The organism is Pseudomonas sp. HD57-3, from assembly GCF_056113135.1.
Genome location: NZ_CM148568.1, coordinates 360001 through 377673 on the forward strand (window position 1 = coordinate 360001; position 17673 = coordinate 377673).

A 17673-nucleotide genomic window follows, 5' to 3' on the forward strand; every position below is an offset into this window, starting at 1 on the left:
CGTAGCGAAAGCGAGTCTTAATAGGGCGTCTAGTCGCTGGGAATAGACCCGAAACCGGGCGATCTATCCATGGGCAGGTTGAAGGTTAGGTAACACTGACTGGAGGACCGAACCGACTACCGTTGAAAAGTTAGCGGATGACCTGTGGATCGGAGTGAAAGGCTAATCAAGCTCGGAGATAGCTGGTTCTCCTCGAAAGCTATTTAGGTAGCGCCTCATGTATCACTGTAGGGGGTAGAGCACTGTTTCGGCTAGGGGGTCATCCCGACTTACCAAACCGATGCAAACTCCGAATACCTACAAGTGCCGAGCATGGGAGACACACGGCGGGTGCTAACGTCCGTCGTGAAAAGGGAAACAACCCAGACCGTCAGCTAAGGTCCCAAAGTTATGGTTAAGTGGGAAACGATGTGGGAAGGCTTAGACAGCTAGGAGGTTGGCTTAGAAGCAGCCACCCTTTAAAGAAAGCGTAATAGCTCACTAGTCGAGTCGGCCTGCGCGGAAGATGTAACGGGGCTCAAACCATACACCGAAGCTACGGGTATCACGTAAGTGATGCGGTAGAGGAGCGTTCTGTAAGCCTGTGAAGGTGAGTTGAGAAGCTTGCTGGAGGTATCAGAAGTGCGAATGCTGACATGAGTAACGACAATGGGTGTGAAAAACACCCACGCCGAAAGACCAAGGTTTCCTGCGCAACGTTAATCGACGCAGGGTTAGTCGGTCCCTAAGGCGAGGCTGAAAAGCGTAGTCGATGGAAAACAGGTTAATATTCCTGTACTTCTGGTTATTGCGATGGAGGGACGGAGAAGGCTAGGCCAGCTTGGCGTTGGTTGTCCAAGTTTAAGGTGGTAGGCTGAGATCTTAGGTAAATCCGGGATCTTAAGGCCGAGAGCTGATGACGAGTTGCCTTTAGGCGACGAAGTGGTTGATGCCATGCTTCCAAGAAAAGCTTCTAAGCTTCAGATAACCAGGAACCGTACCCCAAACCGACACAGGTGGTTGGGTAGAGAATACCAAGGCGCTTGAGAGAACTCGGGTGAAGGAACTAGGCAAAATGGCACCGTAACTTCGGGAGAAGGTGCGCCGGTGAGGGTGAAGCACTTGCTGCGTAAGCCCACGCCGGTCGAAGATACCAGGCCGCTGCGACTGTTTATTAAAAACACAGCACTCTGCAAACACGAAAGTGGACGTATAGGGTGTGACGCCTGCCCGGTGCCGGAAGGTTAATTGATGGGGTTAGCTAACGCGAAGCTCTTGATCGAAGCCCCGGTAAACGGCGGCCGTAACTATAACGGTCCTAAGGTAGCGAAATTCCTTGTCGGGTAAGTTCCGACCTGCACGAATGGCGTAACGATGGCGGCGCTGTCTCCACCCGAGACTCAGTGAAATTGAAATCGCTGTGAAGATGCAGTGTATCCGCGGCTAGACGGAAAGACCCCGTGAACCTTTACTATAGCTTTGCACTGGACTTTGAATTTGCTTGTGTAGGATAGGTGGGAGGCTTTGAAGCGTGGACGCCAGTTCGCGTGGAGCCATCCTTGAAATACCACCCTGGCAACTTTGAGGTTCTAACTCAGGTCCGTTATCCGGATCGAGGACAGTGTATGGTGGGTAGTTTGACTGGGGCGGTCTCCTCCTAAAGAGTAACGGAGGAGTACGAAGGTGCGCTCAGACCGGTCGGAAATCGGTCGTAGAGTATAAAGGCAAAAGCGCGCTTGACTGCGAGACAGACACGTCGAGCAGGTACGAAAGTAGGTCTTAGTGATCCGGTGGTTCTGTATGGAAGGGCCATCGCTCAACGGATAAAAGGTACTCCGGGGATAACAGGCTGATACCGCCCAAGAGTTCATATCGACGGCGGTGTTTGGCACCTCGATGTCGGCTCATCACATCCTGGGGCTGAAGCCGGTCCCAAGGGTATGGCTGTTCGCCATTTAAAGTGGTACGCGAGCTGGGTTTAGAACGTCGTGAGACAGTTCGGTCCCTATCTGCCGTGGACGTTTGAGATTTGAGAGGGGCTGCTCCTAGTACGAGAGGACCGGAGTGGACGAACCTCTGGTGTTCCGGTTGTCACGCCAGTGGCATTGCCGGGTAGCTATGTTCGGGAAAGATAACCGCTGAAAGCATCTAAGCGGGAAACTTGCCTCAAGATGAGATCTCACTGGAACCTTGAGTTCCCTGAAGGGCCGTCGAAGACTACGACGTTGATAGGTTGGGTGTGTAAGCGCTGTGAGGCGTTGAGCTAACCAATACTAATTGCCCGTGAGGCTTGACCATATAACACCCAAGCAATCTGTAGACTCGAAAGAGACCAGATTGCGGTGTGTGAAGACGAAAATGAACCGAAAGTTCGACGCTCACAAAACACCTAGCTGTCACATACCCAATTTGCTGAAGCGAGGCCATCTGGTCACGACTCAGTACCCGAATTTCTTGACGACCATAGAGCGTTGGAACCACCTGATCCCATCCCGAACTCAGAAGTGAAACGATGCATCGCCGATGGTAGTGTGGGGTTTCCCCATGTGAGAGTAGGTCATCGTCAAGATTAAATTCCGAAACCCCAATTGCGAAAGCAGTTGGGGTTTTGTTTTAGTAGAAGTCACCGATTTTTGCCGGAACGTTACTGCGGTAACGGGCTGGTCACAGAATTTCTTGACGACCATAGAGCGTTGGAACCACCTGATCCCATCCCGAACTCAGAAGTGAAACGATGCATCGCCGATGGTAGTGTGGGGTTTCCCCATGTGAGAGTAGGTCATCGTCAAGATTGAATTCCGAAACCCCTGTCTGCTAACGCAGACAGGGGTTTTGTCGTTTCAGTACCCACAAAAATCCGATTTTCAAACCGCTCTGCGTACCTTGCTGCTCCGACGAGCCTGCCATTTGCGCCACCAGATGTAGACGCCAGTCCCCGACAACCCCGCAATCAGAACACCCAATACCGCGATCATCACTTGTCCGGTGAAGCCTATGATCCGTCCCCCGTGTATCGGCAACTGCAACCGATAAAACCGCTCTCCCAACGTCCCTTCTCCTGCGATCTCCTGCCCCAGTAATCGCCCGTCAGTACCGTGGAAGAACAACCAGGATTTGCCGTGGGCCTCGGTGTCATGCTGCCCAAACCCCGCACCGTAGAAGTTGTACTCAAAGCTGTAATACAACTCGCCGATCGCCGCTGTCAGCCCCAACCTTTTCCCCTCCTGCTGTGCTCTCTCGTATGCCTGTTGATAACTCAATCGAGTGATCCCCAGCTCTTCGGCAGGCATTCGCCCTCGGGCTTCATACACGCTCGGTTCAATCGGAGAAAACAACGACACCGCAGGCTTGAAGACCTGACTCGGCAGGTTCATCGCCACGCTGCTGACGGCTATCGGCAGCAACAACAACCACAGCCACAAGCCCCCCGCCCGGTGCAGATCAAAGTTGAGTCGATAGGCATGCCCGCCCTTGATCTTCCAGGCGTTCGACCACTTCTTCCAGAACGGTTTACCCCGCGGTAGCGTCAGCCAGAGGGCGATGAAGCAATCGATTACCCAGGCGATGGCCACCAACCCCATCAACAGCAAACCCCAGTTACCGGGCAGTGTCAGGTTGTAGTGAAACTCGAGAATGAATGGAACGAAGTTCTCACGCTGGAAACAGCACTCGCCCCAGTAACGCTGGCCTTTCTGCTCGCCACTGACCGGGTCGAGGTAGAACACTTCATTGCGTTCTTTAAACGGTTCGCCCGTCGCCGGATCATTCCGCGGAACCGCCGCCAGCAATGCCGTGTGGCCTGCCTCATTCGGGTACTCCATGTACCAGACCTGCAGCTTCGGATGGGCCGATTGCACCGCATCAACCAGCTCACCTGGCGGCAGACGCTCCCCCTCGGCCGACGCCGCGTAAAACTCCGGATTCAACCACTCATCCAGCTCATGGTTGAACGCCAGAATGCTCCCCGTGATCCCGGCCAGCAGCAGAAAAACCGCCGTGGCCAACCCGATATACCGGTGCAATAAAACCAGAAACGAACGCATGAAAACTCCCTCACAGATACGACAAAGCCAGCCCCTGAAATCAGGGGCTGGCTTTTTTATGCACAAGACAAAGGCTTAGAACTGGTAACTGACCGTGGCGGCGACGTTGCGCTCTTCGCCCATGTAGCAGAAGTCCAGACTGGCGCAGGAGGCTACGTAGGATTCGTTGGTCAGATTGTTCGCATTCAGGCGTACGTCGACACCCTTCAGACCGACCTTGCCGAGGTCATAGCCAATCGATGCGTCGAACAATGTGTAGGACGGCACCTTCATGGTGTTCTCTGCATCCGCCCAGCTATAGCCGACATACCGCACACCTCCGCCCAATCGCAGCCCGTCGAGTGCCGCGCTGTCGAACTTATAGTCGGCCCACAAGGACGCCATATGTCGCGGTGCCTGAGTTGGCGAGTTGCCTTTGTTCTCGATCACATTGGTCGGTGTGCTCAAGGTGCTGATCATCGACTTCGAGTATTCAATGTCGGTGAAGGTGTAGCTGCCGAGGACTTTGAGATTGTCGGTCAACTGCATGTGCGCTTCCAGTTCCAGACCCTGAGAGCGGACAGCGCCTACAGCGCGATAGAAGTTTTCCTGCGGCAGTTTGGTTGCCAGGTTCTCCTGATCGATGCGGAACAACGAGGCGGTGAACAGATTGTCGGTACCTGGCGGCTGATACTTCAGGCCCATTTCCCACTGCGTTCCATCGGTCGGTGCGAGCGGATTGCCGGCGCTGTCCGCGTAGGAATTCGGGTTGAACGACTCGGAATAGCTGACGTACGGCGCAAGGCCGTTATCGAACAAATACAGCGCGCCGGCACGGCCGGTGAGCTTGGTGCGTCGATCGTTGATCTCGGTACCGACCGGACGGTTAGCTTCGGCGATACGGTTTTCGTCGGAGGTTTCCACCCAGTCCTGGCGCAGCCCCAGCGAGAAGCGCCACTTGTCCATCTCGATCAGGTCTTGCAGGTAAACGCCGGTCTGCTCCAGGCGCCGCAGATAGCTGGTCTCGCCGTACGGCGTAATAGCGGAATTGCCATACACCGGGTTGAACGCATTGATCGGCGCCAGGCCGCCACTGGTCCAGTCGACCACGGTTTTGCGCCGCTGATAATCCGCTCCCATCAGCACCGTGTGCTTGGTCGCGCCGGTGAAGAATTCAGCCTGGAGCATGTTGTCGACGATGAATGCGTGCAGACGCTCGTCACCGCCGGTGTAGTAGCGATTCAGTTCGTTGCTGGTCGGCGACGTCCAGCCATAGGCGTACACCTGATCCATGTTCACTTTGGAATCAAGGTAGCGGAAGTTCTGCCGCGCGGTGAAGACGTCGTTGAAGCGGTGTTCGAACTGGTAACCGAACGACTGCTGATCACGGGAGTAACCATCGATGCCCGGCTCGCCTTCGAAGAAATGCGGCGAGATGCGATTGCCGTTGCGCTGATGAATCGTGCCGTCGGCCGGCACGCCACCGTGGTAGCCGCCATCCGGGTCATGCTGCAGATACGCCTGCAGGGTCAGCGAAGTATTTTCGTTGAAATCGATGCTGACAGTTGGCGCGAGAGCGAAGCGTTTTTCCTTGTTGTGGTCGAATTGCGTGTCGGACTGATCCGTCAAACCGATCAGACGATAGGCGATACGCTTGTCGTCATCGACCGGTCCGCTGAAGTCAAAACCGACACCGCGCTGGCCCTGAGTACCGACCGTGGCCTGAACCTGGTGATAGGCCTCGTACAGCGGCTTCTTGCTGGTCAGCGCCACCAGACCGCCCGGCGAGCTGCGGCCGTAGAGCACCGACGACGGGCCCTTCAGAATATCGACACGCTCGAGGAAATACGGATCGACCTGCATCGTGCTGTAGGTGCCGCTGTCGCCCATCGACTTGAGGCCGTCGAGGTAGATGTTGTCCACCGAGCCATCGTTGAAGCCGCGCATTGCCACGTAGTCGTAACGGTGCGTGGCGCCGTAAGGATTGGTCAGCACGCCGGGGGTGTAACGCATGGCCTGGGACACGGTTTGCGAGCCCTGGTCGTCCATTTGCTCACGGGTAACCACGGACACGCTTTGCGAAGTTTCCAGCAGCGCGGTACTGGTCTTGGTGGCGATCTGGCTGTGCGTCGCGTTGTAGCCGTCCATGCTGCCCAGCGCGTTGCCGAGGGCGAAGCCTTTGATGTCCGTGGTTGGCAGAGCCAGTGCTTCGGTTTCCGCGACCGAGCGCAACACATAGCTGCTGCCGTCCTGGCTGACCGCCTCCAGACCCGAACCGCCGAGCAGATGACTCAGCGCCTGATCGGTCGAATACTCACCCTGTACACCCGGTGACTGCCGGCCCTGGGTTTGCTGCGGCGTCATCGACAACGTGATGCCCGCCTGGCGCGCGAACTGGTTGAGCGCATCGCCCAGCGGTCCGGCGGCGATGTTGTAGCGGTGGCTGCTGACCTCGCTGGCATTGGCCGCCATGCTCAGGCTCGGCAACACGCCAACGCCCAGTGCAGTAGAGAACAGCGCCGCCCGAACGGCGTGACGCAACAGGCCCGATTCGGCAGAGAAATTCAGAGGGTTCTTACACGTAACGCGCGCAGTCATTGTAGGTTTCCGTAGGCAGTCGCGAAGGCTGAGTTGAAGTGCTTACTGACTAAGCCGGACTTGCCACGAAAACCCGCCAAAATAATTTCAGGCCACAGACTCCAGCGTCACCCACCATCGGGTGCGGTAGCGCAATTGCACCGGCAGGGTCTGCGGCAGGATCGCCAGCAGCTTGTCGGTGTCCTCAAGACGGAACACGCCGGACAGGCGCAAATCCGCAATGTCCGACGCACATTTCAGAAAGCCCTGTCGATACCGGCCGACTTCGCTGAGGAAGTCGCCCAGCCGCATGTTGCGGGTCACGATCAGCCCGTCGACCCAGGCACCGGCGTCCATGTCCAACGGTGGCGCCGGGCGAACTTGATGGTGATCGATCAGATAGCTCTGACCGGCGATGGCCTCTGTCGAGTTGCCGGCGGAGTGAATCGCGACCCGGCCACTGGTGACGCTCAGGCGCGTGCATCCATCTTCCTGGCGCAGAATGAATCGCGCCTTGAACGGCTCGTAACTGCCATGACGACTCTGAACCCGCAGTGGTCGGTCAAACGACGCACCTTCATCGGCACCGCCACAGGTGACGATGATTTCGCCACGGGTCAGCTTGATCAGCCGTTGTTGCGCGGTGTAATCGAGATCCACGCTGCTGGCGGTGTTGAGTTCGATCCGCGTGCCGTCCGGCAACTGGAAACCACGGCGCTCGCCGGTGGCGGTGGCGTAGTCGGCGCTCCACTGTTGCCAGGCGGAAGTGTCTTTGGCCAACCATCCCGCCGAGCCCATCAGCAGCGCGCCGGACAACAGCTTCAACGCCTGACGTCGACCCAACCCCTGGGCACTGTTTTCCAGCGTGTTGAACGCCACCTGCGCACCGGGCACGGCGCGCAGATTGTGGGTCAGTTCGGCTTGCAGAGACTGCACCCGTTGCCAGGCCAGTTCGTGATCATGGTGTTCGGCGCGCCATTGTTCGCACTGGCGATTCAGGCGCGGGTTGCCATGGTTGTTGCGCAGGCGCAGGAGCCAGTGAATGGCCTGGCGGACGACCTGTTGCGGTGGCTCGGCGCGTCGGCCAAGCGAGAGGTTATCCACCGGCATCAGTTTTCGTACCGCAGCACGTAGCAGTGAAATAGGGCATCGGCGACGTAGCGTTCTACCGAGCGCAGGGACAGGCCCATCTGCTCGGCGATCTGCTTGTGGGTCAAACCTTCGCACTGCGCCAGCAGAAACGCCTGACGGACTTTCGGCTTCAAGCCTTCAAGCATGCGGGCAATGCTTTCGAGCAGTTCGATCACCAATGCGCGGGATTCGGCACTCGGGGTTTCGGCTTCGGGCAAATGGGCGATGGTTTCCAGACAGGCGCGTTCAATTTCTTCACGACGCCAATGATCGATCACCAAACCCCGAGCAACCGTGCGCAAGAATGCGCGAGGTGCCTTGAGCTCCAGACGCTCGGTGCGTTGCAACAGGCGCACGAAGGTGTCCTGAGCCAGATCCGCCGCATCGGCGGCATTGCCCAGCCGCGCGCGCAACCAGCCGTTGAGCCAGCCGTGATGACTACTGTAAAGCGCCTGTACTGCAAACTCAGGTGAGGACATGAACGCGACAGCCCGAACGTCACAAATGATAATTAGTCGCATTGTCATCAAGGGTTACAGAATTTGCAACCGGCGCTGCAAAACAGTCATCAAAAAATGACAGGCGAGCGCTCTGGCACGCCGTTCGGCGGGAATCTGGCAGAAATGCCGTCCATTTCCTGCAAAGCCCTAAGTTTTCTCCGAAGCGTGCCGACAGACTGGTGAGACATGCGTGCACCAAAGTAGAGCAGCCATCAGAACGCTGCCTGCGCTGTACATGGAATGTTGCATCCGGAACGCATCCCCACTTTTGGCATAAGAAGTCCCATGAAATGAATCTCAAGTTCAGCCATAAAATCCTGTTGGCCGCCTCGGGCGTCGTGGTCCTGGCGTTCGCGCTGTTCACTTTGTACAACGACTATCTGCAGCGAAACACCATTCGCCAGAACCTCCAGTCCTCCGTCCAGCAGGCCGGCGACCTGACCGCCAGCAGTGTGCAGAACTGGATGAGCGGGCGGATTCTGGTGCTGGAAAACCTCGCGCAGAACGTCGCCCATCAAGGCAAGAACGCCGACTTCCCGGGCCTGGTCGATCAACCGGCCTTCACCTCGAACTTCCAGTTCACCTACGTCGGCCAGGCCAACGGCGTGTTCACCCAGCGTCCTGACGCGAAGATGCCGGACGGCTACGACCCGCGTCAGCGCCCTTGGTACAAGCAAGCCGTGGCCGCTGACCAGACCATGCTGACCCCGCCATACATGGCCGCCGTCGGCGGTCTGGTGGTGACCATCGCCATGCCGGTGAAAAAGAACGGCGAGCTGCTCGGCGTCGTGGGCGGTGACCTGAGCCTGGAAACCCTGGTGAATATCATCAACTCGGTGGACTTCGGTGGCCTGGGCCACGCGTTCCTGGTCAGCGGTGACGGTCAGGTGATCGTCAGCCCGGACAAAGATCAGGTGATGAAGAACCTCAAGGACATTTACCCGAACGCCGGTGTGCGCATCGAGAAGGGCAACCAGAACGTAGTGCTCAACGGCCAGGAACGCATCCTGTCGTTCACCCCGGTCGCGGGTCTGCCGAATGCCGAGTGGTACATCGGTCTGTCGATCGACCGCGACAAGGCCTACGCCGCACTCAGCCAGTTCCGTACCTCGGCAGTGATTGCGATGTTCGTCGCGGTGGGCGCGATTGCAGTCTTCCTGAGCCTGCTGATCACCGTCCTGATGCGTCCGCTGATCACCATGGGCCGCGCGATGCAGGACATCGCCCAGGGTGAAGGTGACCTGACTCGCCGCCTGGTAGTGGAAAGCAAGGACGAGTTCGGTGAGCTGGGCAGTTCGTTCAACCAGTTCGTGGAGCGGATTCACGCGTCCATTTCCGAAGTGTCTTCCGCGACTCGCCACGTACACGACCTGTCGCAACGGGTGATGGCATCGTCCAACGCCTCGATCATCGGCTCCGACGAGCAAAGCGCACGCACCAACAGTGTGGCTGCCGCGATCAATCAACTGGGTGCCGCCACCCAGGAAATCGCCCGTAACGCGGCCGATGCTTCGCAACACGCCAGCGGCGCGAGCGAGCAGGCCGATGACGGTCGTCAGGTGGTCGAGCAAACGATTCAGGCCATGACCGAGCTGTCGCAGAAGATCAGCCTGTCGTGCACCCAGATCGAAACCCTGAATGCGAGCACCGACAACATCGGCCACATTCTCGATGTGATCAAAGGCATCTCCCAGCAGACCAACCTGCTGGCGCTCAACGCGGCCATCGAAGCGGCCCGTGCCGGTGAAGCCGGTCGCGGTTTTGCGGTGGTGGCGGACGAGGTACGTAACCTCGCTCACCGCACCCAGGAATCGGCGGAAGAAATCCACAAGATGATCACCTCGCTGCAGGTCGGTTCCCGTGAAGCGGTGACCACCATGAACGCCAGTCAGGCGTCGAGCGAAGAGAGCGTTGAAGTGGCGAACCAGGCCGGTCTGCGTCTGGTCAGCGTGACCCAGCGCATCGGCGAAATCGACGGCATGAACCAGTCGGTGGCAGCGGCTACCGAAGAGCAGACTGCGGTGGTGGAAACCCTCAACGTCGACGTCAACCAGATCAACCTGCTGAACCAGCAGAGCGTGGCCAACCTCAATGAAACGTTGAAGGATTGCGATGCGTTGTCGCAGCAGGCCAACCGTTTGAAGCAACTGGTCGACAGCTTCAAGATCTGATCGCTTGCGGTCAAAAAACAGCCCGCTGCGGAGTGATCCGCAGCGGGCTTTTTCATGCCTTACACAAACAGCTTCAGCACATTGCCCATCGCATCATCGGCAAACCCCTGCACGAAATCCTTGAACCCCGGCAGCGCCTCGGGGCCGCCGCTGGCCGGCTCGGCAATGATCGTCCAGGTCGCCCGCGACTTGCCTGCGCCCAGCGACTCCACATTCATCGCCGCCCACAGATTGGCCACGCCCAGGGTGTTGTAGATCGTGGTCCAGGTCATGCTCAGCGCCTGGTCGTCCCGGGAGTTGAGTTGCTCGACCACCACGTTGCCATCCTTGAAGAACTTCTTGCGCAGCGACGACACGCCCTCGCCGGTCATTTCGATGTGCGACAGGGCGGGAATGAAACGGTCGAAGCCGTCGAATTTGCCCACTACTGCCCACACTTGCTTGGCGTCCACCGGCACTTCCACCGAAGACACGACGTGGCAGCCGTGAGGGTTTTTGATCAGGGTGTCGGGTTGAAGATTGCTCATGGTGTTGCTCCTTGGTTGATGAGTCAGATGAAGTTGATTTCTTTCAGGTAGTCGCAGCCGCGACGCAGCAGCGCCGGGGATTTTTCCGGGTAGTGCGCGCCCATCTGCTGCACGCCGGCCTGGGCGTTGGCGTGGCCGATCAGGGAGATGTCGCCGATGTCTTCCTCGAAACCGTTGAGGTAGAAACCGAGCACGCCGAACAGCGCGTTGTCGGCATCGACCCGGCCCAGTTGCTGTTGCCAGTCGGCGACGCTGACCAGCGAAAACTCGCTGCCGGTTTCGCGGAACGACGCGACGTAGGCATCCCAGCTCAGGGGCTTCGGGTTATGCAGGTTGAACACCGCCCGTTCGGCCGAATAACGGCTGGCATGGAACGCGATGAAACGGGCGAGGAAATCCACCGGCATCAGGTCGAAATTCAGCGCGAAGGCCGGCACCTGACCGAGCTGGATCGAGCCCTTGAGCATCAGCATCAAACGGTTCTTGTGCGGCTGACAGACGCCGCTGAGGCTGTTGAAACTGATGTTGCCGGGCCGATACAGATTGACCCGCACCCCACGCTCCCGCGCCCGTTCGAGGATGCGCTCGCCGACCCATTTCGACAGGTTGTAGCCGTTGCGGATGTAGATCGGCGGCGTCGGTGCGGCGGGCAGTTCCAGCACCCGGCCTGCGTCGTCGACGGTGCTGGAGGCCGACAGTGTCGAGACGAAATTGAACACCTTCTTGCTGCGCCCTTCGCACAGTCGAAGCAGTTCGAAAATCGGCTCGACGTTGTCCGCCGCCAGCGACTCGTAATCGAGCACGTGATTGACGTTGGCCGCGTTGTGCACCAGCGCGCCGAACTCGCGATCCAGTCGCTCGAAGTCGTCATCGGCGAGGCCCAGTTGCGGCCGGGTGATGTCCGCCGAATAGACCCGCACCCGGCTCAGATCCAGATGTTCCAGGCGGTTCTCTCGCAACGACTGGGCAAAGCGCTGCGCCGCCGTTTGCCCGCCGCCGTCACGCACCAGACACGCCACTTCGCTGGCGCCCCATCCCAGCAGCGCCTCGACGATGTGCACGCCGACAAAACTGTTGGCACCGGTGACGATCACCTTGTGCACATCGCCCATGCGGCTGATCGGCAACGGCTCGATGTCCAGCGCTCGCTCGGCGTCGGCCATCGCCTGGGCGCTGAGCACCGCACTGTCATCGGTGCCGCGTACCAGGGTGGCGAGCTTGCTGATGGTCGGCAGTTCGATGAAGCGGTTGATCGAAATGCTGCGACCGAACTCCTCCCGCAGACGCAGGAGCATGCGCGACAGCAGAATCGAGTGACCGCCGAGATTGAAGAAGCTTTCGTCGGTGGAAATGTCGCTGGTCGGCAGCTCCAGCAACTCGCCCCAGATTTCCAGCAGCAGCGCTTCGTCGGCGTTGGCCGGCAGGCATTTCGGGCCGCTGTCCTGCACGCTGACCGGCAGTTCCAGCAAGGCTTTTCGATCGATTTTGCCATTGGCGGCGAACGGCATGTTCGGCAATTCCGTCCACGCCACCGGTTGCATGTAGTCGGGCAAAAACTGCTGTGCGTGAGCTTTCAACGACTCGCGCGCGGCATCCGATTGCGGCTGGGCAAGGAACGCCAGAATCCGCCGCTGACTGTCGATCACCACGGCGATCTGCCGATACAGCTGACTCTCGCGCAGGCACCGTTCGATCTCTTCCGGTTCGACCCGGAAGCCGCGAATCTTCACCTGATTGTCGCGGCGCCCGCACAGCTCGATGCCGTCCTCGCCCCACTTGGCCATGTCGCCGCTGCGGTAGGCGCGCAGACGCTGACCGTCCGGCAACTCCAGATCCAGATAGCGCTCCGATGTCTGCTGTGGATTGTTCAGGTAACCCAGGCACACGCCGGGGCCGACGATGAACAGCTCGCCCACCGTTTGCTCCGGCACCGGTTGCAGATCGTCATCGAGGATCAGTACCTGACTGTTGGCAATCGGCCCGCCGAGTGTGCGATTGCTGTCGCCCGGTTGCAGTTGCCGCGCGGTGATCAGCACCGTGGCTTCGGTCGGACCGTAGAGATTGTGCAGCTTGCCCTGGCGCGTCAGTTGTTCGATCACGAACGGCTCGCAGACATCACCGCCGGTCATGATTTGCCCGACGCTTTGCAGTTGCTCCAGCGGCAGGATGCTCAACAGCGCCGGCGGCAGGAACGCGTGGGTCAGTTGCCGACGGCGGATCAGCGCCACCAGTTGCAGTGGGTCGCGGCGCTGGTTGTCATCGGGCACCACCAGTTCCGCGCCTTCGAGCAGGCTCGGGAAAATGTCGATCAGCGACGAGTCGAAACTCAGCGACGAGAACTGCAACACCCGACTCTCAGCCCGCAACTGCACGTAATCGGCGTACCACGCGGTGAAGTGCGCGAGGTTCGCCTGACTCAGCAGCACACCCTTCGGATGCCCGGTGGTGCCCGAGGTGTAGAGCGCCATGCATGGCGAGTCGAGCGACGGTCGCTGGCGCATCAACGGTCGCGACAGATCGGTGTCGGTGCGGTCGATGCGACAGACATCCAGCCCCGGCATCGAACCGCTCAGCGGATGTTCGCCGTCGTGCAGCAACAGCACCGCTCCGGCGTTTTCCAGAATGTACTGCTGGCGCTGAAGCGGATGGCTCGGCTCCAGCGGCAGATACACCGCGCCGCTGCCGAGAATGGCCAGAATCGAAGCAAACAGCGCATCGCATTTCGGCAGGCAAATCCCCACCACCCACGGTTGTGGTTGTGCCTCCAGCATTGCCAGCAAGCGTTGCTGGATTGCACGGCTGTGATCATGCAGCTGGCGATAGCTGATCGACTGCTCGGCGAGGTGCAGCGCCGGGCGTTCAGCGTGCTCGATCAGGCTTTGTTGCAGCCGCTCGATCACCGGGATCTGCGCTTGTTGCAGTAATGCCGGATGGGCCGTGGCATTGAGGCGATGGACGTAGGCCAGGCTGTCGAGGAACAGCAGGTTTTCCACCTGCTCGAAGTCCGGCGCACGGGCCGTCGTCGCATGCTGGAAATACTCGGCATCGCGGGAAAAGCGGCTGACCAGCAGCGCCACCTCGTCCACCACCTGCGCCAGTGTTCGCTGGCGCAGGGCCTGACCGTTGCCGGACGGTTCGTCGGCGATGGGCACGCGGCTCAGCAGCGTCGAGTTGCACAGGCACAGCAGATCAAGCACCGGCAAACCGCCGGCGCCCGTTGCACCGATACCCAGGCGTAAAGTCAGGTGCGGTGTCACGCCGTGATCCTGCGGCGCAAGACTGCCGTCATCGATCACCAGATCCACCGACGGAGCAGTCCCTGTCAGCAATGAATGACCGTGTTGTTCGAGCTCCTGCGCCAGGTCGGTCAAGGCTTGGCTGCGGCCCCTCAGAAAAATGTCGAGACGTCTCATGTCAGCCTCCTTGTCAAACCAGGTAGTCGCGCAGGGCGTGCTGCACGCACGGTGTGTCGAGCAGCGAACTGTTGTGGAAAAACCGCACGATGTTGCCCACCAGCGGGTGGTGGCGATTGATCGGGAAGGCGAGCCCGGCCATCTCGTCTTTCAGTGCGCGGCGGGTTGCCTCGTTGACTGGCAGGGCGTCGATCAGGCGCAGGTCGAAGGACTTCTGGATGTCGTTGGTCAGGTAATGGCCGATGAACACCGGCAGGATCTGCGCGATGCATTCGCGATCCGCGTCGCTCGCGGTGTGCCAGTAGATGCGCACCATCCGCGCCCAGAAACTCGAGTGCCGGCCTTCGTCGAGCAAGTGGTCGGCCATCAGGCCCTTGATCGACGGTTTGACCGTGTCGTCCCGGGCGAACGCTGCGACATCGCCGGTCACGGTGTTTTCGGCGATGGCTACGCAGATCAGTTCCACGGCGCTGCGCAAGTGTTGCGGGGCCAGTTCGACGGCGGCCGGAATCGCCCGGCTCAGTTCGATTTCATTCGGCAGCTCGATCGGCTCGATGCCGGTCATGGCCACCGTTTGTTGCATGAAATCCATCGCCACCAGCGCGTGGTAATCCTCGTCCACGACCACGGTCATGGCGTCGTAGCGACAGGCGAACGGGAAGGCCACGGCGAAGCGGTTCTTGGCGATGCTGCGCGCGGTCTTGTCGACGATCTCGGTTTCGAAAATCACCACGTCGTTGATGAATTTGTACAGCGTCTGCACCAGGGCGAAATCACGCTGTTCCGGGCATTCGCGCAGGAAGGTTTCGCTGAGCACCAACGGCTGGCGGCTGAGCGGATAGATCAGCCGCGCATCGTCCTCCAGCACGCGGCGTGGCCGGGTGCGGATGGTCGCGCGGCTTTCCCAGGCATCGGCGAAAGACTGGTAGTCGGCGGCGTTCATTGGGCCACCTCCGCCAGTGGTTCGCGCATGCTCAGGCGCAGGCCGTCCCACAGGGCGATGCGGCTTTCCACGGCGGCGATGGCGCTGGCGTAGACCTCGGCTTCGCGCTGCGGATCGCCATCGACCAGCCGGTCCAGCAGTTGTTCTGCGGCGGGGCCGTGGTCTTCGGAGTCGACCTCGATGTGTCGCTCCAGGTAGTAACGGAAGGTCGGCGCCTGCTCGACGCCAATGCCCCAGGCATCGAGCATGCGCTGGAACATGGTCGGGATCACGCTCTCGCGACCATGCAGGAAGGCGGCGGCAACGCTGTGACCGGGTGCATGCAGTGCGGTGTGCAAAGTGTCGCGGACGAACCGCGCAGCCGCCGGATCGACCTCGACGCTTTGCAGGGCGACGTCGTAACTCACGCCTTCCTGCTGCAGCGTCACGAAGCGCTCCACCGCTGTCGTGTCCGCACCGACTTCGCGCATCGCATCGAGGTACAGTTCGAAGTGACTGTAATGCCCGTGTGACAGCCGGTCGTCCGATTCTTCCCCGAGCACGATTTCGTTGATCAGTCGTGCCGCGTGCGGATCCCGTGGCGGCAACCACGGCAGACGCGTGCAAGTCAGTTCCTGCTGCAGGCGCTTGGTCAGCGACATGAAGTCCCAGACGGCAAATACATGGGACTCCATGAAACGGCGCAATGTCGCCAAAGAATCGATTTCGGAGAAGATCGGATGAACGCTGAGTTCGGCTTTCTTTAGTGTAAGTTGCTCTTTAGTTGGCATGGTTGCGAGACTCTGGCTAATAGGGAAGTAGGGATTGCTCAATCAATCGCTAATAACGCTGAACAAGTTTCTCCAGGCGAACGACAGCCTCATTCGGTTTCGATGAAAGCAGGCAATGTCTGAAGGGCCCGAGACAGCAGCGGACGGTCAAGCCGTCGCAATCGAGACCGTACTGCAAGGTTGTGCCGGGTTTGTCATTTCGGATCCAAACTCGGCGAAGAAAAACTAATACATCGCAAAACAACTTAACAAGTTTATTTTTAATTATTTTTAGTTGGCTGTTTTTGAAGTATGAGTGGGCCTGATAAAACTTATAAGTTAAGTTTTATTTGGGCGTAGTTGCTCCTTTCGGCGTTTAATGGCCAAAATTGAACGACAAGAGTGAATGCCTCACTCGAAGCAACTTTCAAATTGAGTAATTGAATGAATATGAGGGGATGAAGTCGGGCTGTAACGGCGCCGTTTCTTCCTGTTCCCGTGACAAGGCTCCTTCCGTAGGTTCCTGGTGCGGGGACTGCTGCCGGGGCGGCGCGTCCCCGTTCTATATTGGGTTGGCGTTTCAAGGGTGCGCGTAAATCGGCGCCGCGGCTATCGTCGAAAATGACTTCCTTGCGGTGCAAATTCCGGGCTGTTCAAAGCAGGGGGAGGTTAGAGCGCAGGCGTCGATGTGCCACGGCAAATGACCGTGACCGGTGGGGGGATTTGTAAGCGGGTTATTCGCCGGGTGAGTGGTAGCTCACCCGGGAGAGAGATTCAGCGCGCCGCTTTGCGGCTTTGGCCGGCGGAACTGGCGAGGTAACGGGTGATCACTTCGACACCGCGATTGAGGTGCTGCTCCAGCAGTGTCACGGCGTGCGGGGTGTCACGCTCTTTAACGGCCTGCAACAACGCACGGTGATCGTCCTGGGAGAGTTTGCCCAGGCCCATGGCCTCGAGGTTGAAGCGCAGGAAGCGTTCTTCTTCATTCAGGCCGTCTTCCACCAGCCGCAACAGCCGGCCATTGGGCGCCTTGCTGTAGAGCGCCATGTGAAACAGACGGTTGAGCCGGCCGATCTCGGTGTAGTCGTGTTCGATTTCCAGCTCTTCGATGTAGCCGGCCGCGCGTTCGTGATCGGCCGGGGTCAGCAGCGGGATCGACTGGCGCAGTGCTTCGGACTCCAGCAGGATGCGCAGTTCGTAGGTTTCCGTTGCATCGCCCTGGATCAGCGGCGCCACCACGGCGCCCTTGTGCGCAATCACGTTGAGCAGGCCCTGGGCCTCGAGCTGACGCAAGGCTTCGCGCACCGGCATGCGGCTGACACCGAACAGGTCGGCCAGATCCTGCTGGCGCACGGCGGTGCCGCAGGGCAGGCGCCCGTCGAGAATCGCCGCGCGCAGGGTTTCTTCGATGACCGAGCGCGCCAGATGCGCGGGAATCGGGCCTTCGACTTTGATGCTGTGGAGTGGCTTGGGCTTCTGGGTCACAACTGCACACCCTATGACTGCGGATTTGGATCCAAAGGACACTAGTGATTGCTCTACAGGTTGTCAAACCGTGTAGAAGAACCCTGTCACATCTGAAGTTTAGCGCGCCAGCGATGATCTCAGGGTGCCATTGTTTTTTGCTGGGCTAACCTTCACCATCAAGCGCTTTCCTCTCT

At 59.2% G+C, this 17673-nt stretch carries 10 protein-coding genes and 3 rRNA genes (1 of these 13 only partly in view); 4 read left to right on the forward strand and 9 right to left on the reverse strand.

The genetic code is table 11. From position 1 onward, the window contains the following. From AC0R79_RS01675 to rrf (AC0R79_RS01685), 3 genes are all read left to right on the forward strand, one after another. A 23S ribosomal RNA gene (locus AC0R79_RS01675) occupies positions 1 to 2277 on the forward strand; it begins 614 nt to the left of the window's first position. A gap of 155 nt (positions 2278 to 2432) precedes the next feature. After that, a 5S ribosomal RNA gene (gene rrf / locus AC0R79_RS01680) occupies positions 2433 to 2548 on the forward strand. 106 nt (positions 2549 to 2654) lie between these two features. Beyond that, positions 2655 to 2770, forward strand: a 5S ribosomal RNA gene (gene rrf / locus AC0R79_RS01685). A 73-nt stretch (positions 2771 to 2843) separates the two neighbouring features. On the opposite strand, the gene AC0R79_RS01690 is transcribed toward rrf (AC0R79_RS01685), so the two are convergent. The 4 genes from AC0R79_RS01690 to AC0R79_RS01705 form a co-directional block, all read right to left on the reverse strand. Next, the gene (locus tag AC0R79_RS01690; protein ID WP_474732915.1) at positions 2844 to 4022 is read right to left on the reverse strand and encodes a PepSY-associated TM helix domain-containing protein; all 1179 of its coding nucleotides are present in this window, start codon (positions 4020 to 4022) and stop codon (positions 2844 to 2846) included. A 75-nt stretch (positions 4023 to 4097) separates the two neighbouring features. Further along, the gene (locus tag AC0R79_RS01695) at positions 4098 to 6599 is read right to left on the reverse strand and encodes a TonB-dependent siderophore receptor (protein WP_474732917.1); all 2502 of its coding nucleotides are present in this window, start codon (positions 6597 to 6599) and stop codon (positions 4098 to 4100) included. 87 nt (positions 6600 to 6686) lie between these two features. Further along, positions 6687 to 7688 (reverse strand): FecR domain-containing protein, encoded by a 1002-nt coding sequence (locus tag AC0R79_RS01700; RefSeq protein ID WP_474732919.1) that lies wholly within the window; start codon positions 7686 to 7688, stop codon positions 6687 to 6689. Next, positions 7688 to 8188 carry a sigma-70 family RNA polymerase sigma factor gene (locus AC0R79_RS01705; RefSeq protein WP_474732921.1) on the reverse strand — a complete coding sequence of 167 codons (501 nt, stop codon included), beginning with the start codon at positions 8186 to 8188 and terminating at the stop codon, positions 7688 to 7690. The genes AC0R79_RS01700 and AC0R79_RS01705 overlap by 1 nt, the downstream gene beginning before the upstream one ends. 311 nt (positions 8189 to 8499) lie before the next feature. Here AC0R79_RS01705 and AC0R79_RS01710 point away from each other — a divergent pair, with 311 nt between their 5' ends. Further along, positions 8500 to 10380, forward strand: a complete 1881-nt coding sequence (locus AC0R79_RS01710; protein WP_474732923.1) for a methyl-accepting chemotaxis protein — start codon at positions 8500 to 8502, stop codon at positions 10378 to 10380. A 59-nt stretch (positions 10381 to 10439) separates the two neighbouring features. Here AC0R79_RS01710 and AC0R79_RS01715 read toward each other — a convergent pair whose 3' ends face one another. The 5 genes from AC0R79_RS01715 to AC0R79_RS01735 all read right to left on the reverse strand — a co-directional run bounded on the left by AC0R79_RS01715 (position 10440) and on the right by AC0R79_RS01735 (position 17497). Continuing rightward, positions 10440 to 10907, reverse strand: a complete 468-nt coding sequence (locus AC0R79_RS01715) for an SRPBCC family protein (protein ID WP_085748542.1) — start codon at positions 10905 to 10907, stop codon at positions 10440 to 10442. Positions 10908 to 10930: 23 nt separating this feature from the next. Then, positions 10931 to 14320, reverse strand: coding sequence for an amino acid adenylation domain-containing protein (locus tag AC0R79_RS01720; RefSeq protein WP_474732925.1), 3390 nt, complete (start codon positions 14318 to 14320; stop codon positions 10931 to 10933). 13 nt (positions 14321 to 14333) lie between these two features. Then, positions 14334 to 15263 carry a diiron oxygenase gene (locus AC0R79_RS01725; RefSeq protein WP_085608526.1) on the reverse strand — a complete coding sequence of 310 codons (930 nt, stop codon included), beginning with the start codon at positions 15261 to 15263 and terminating at the stop codon, positions 14334 to 14336. Beyond that, the gene (locus AC0R79_RS01730; protein WP_085684382.1) at positions 15260 to 16033 is read right to left on the reverse strand and encodes a DUF3050 domain-containing protein; all 774 of its coding nucleotides are present in this window, start codon (positions 16031 to 16033) and stop codon (positions 15260 to 15262) included. Before AC0R79_RS01730 ends, AC0R79_RS01725 begins: the two co-directional genes overlap by 4 nt. 753 nt (positions 16034 to 16786) lie before the next feature. Continuing rightward, positions 16787 to 17497: a GntR family transcriptional regulator gene (locus AC0R79_RS01735; protein WP_007960233.1), complete on the reverse strand. Its 711-nt coding sequence runs from the start codon at positions 17495 to 17497 to the stop codon at positions 16787 to 16789. Positions 17498 to 17673 lie beyond the last annotated feature (176 nt).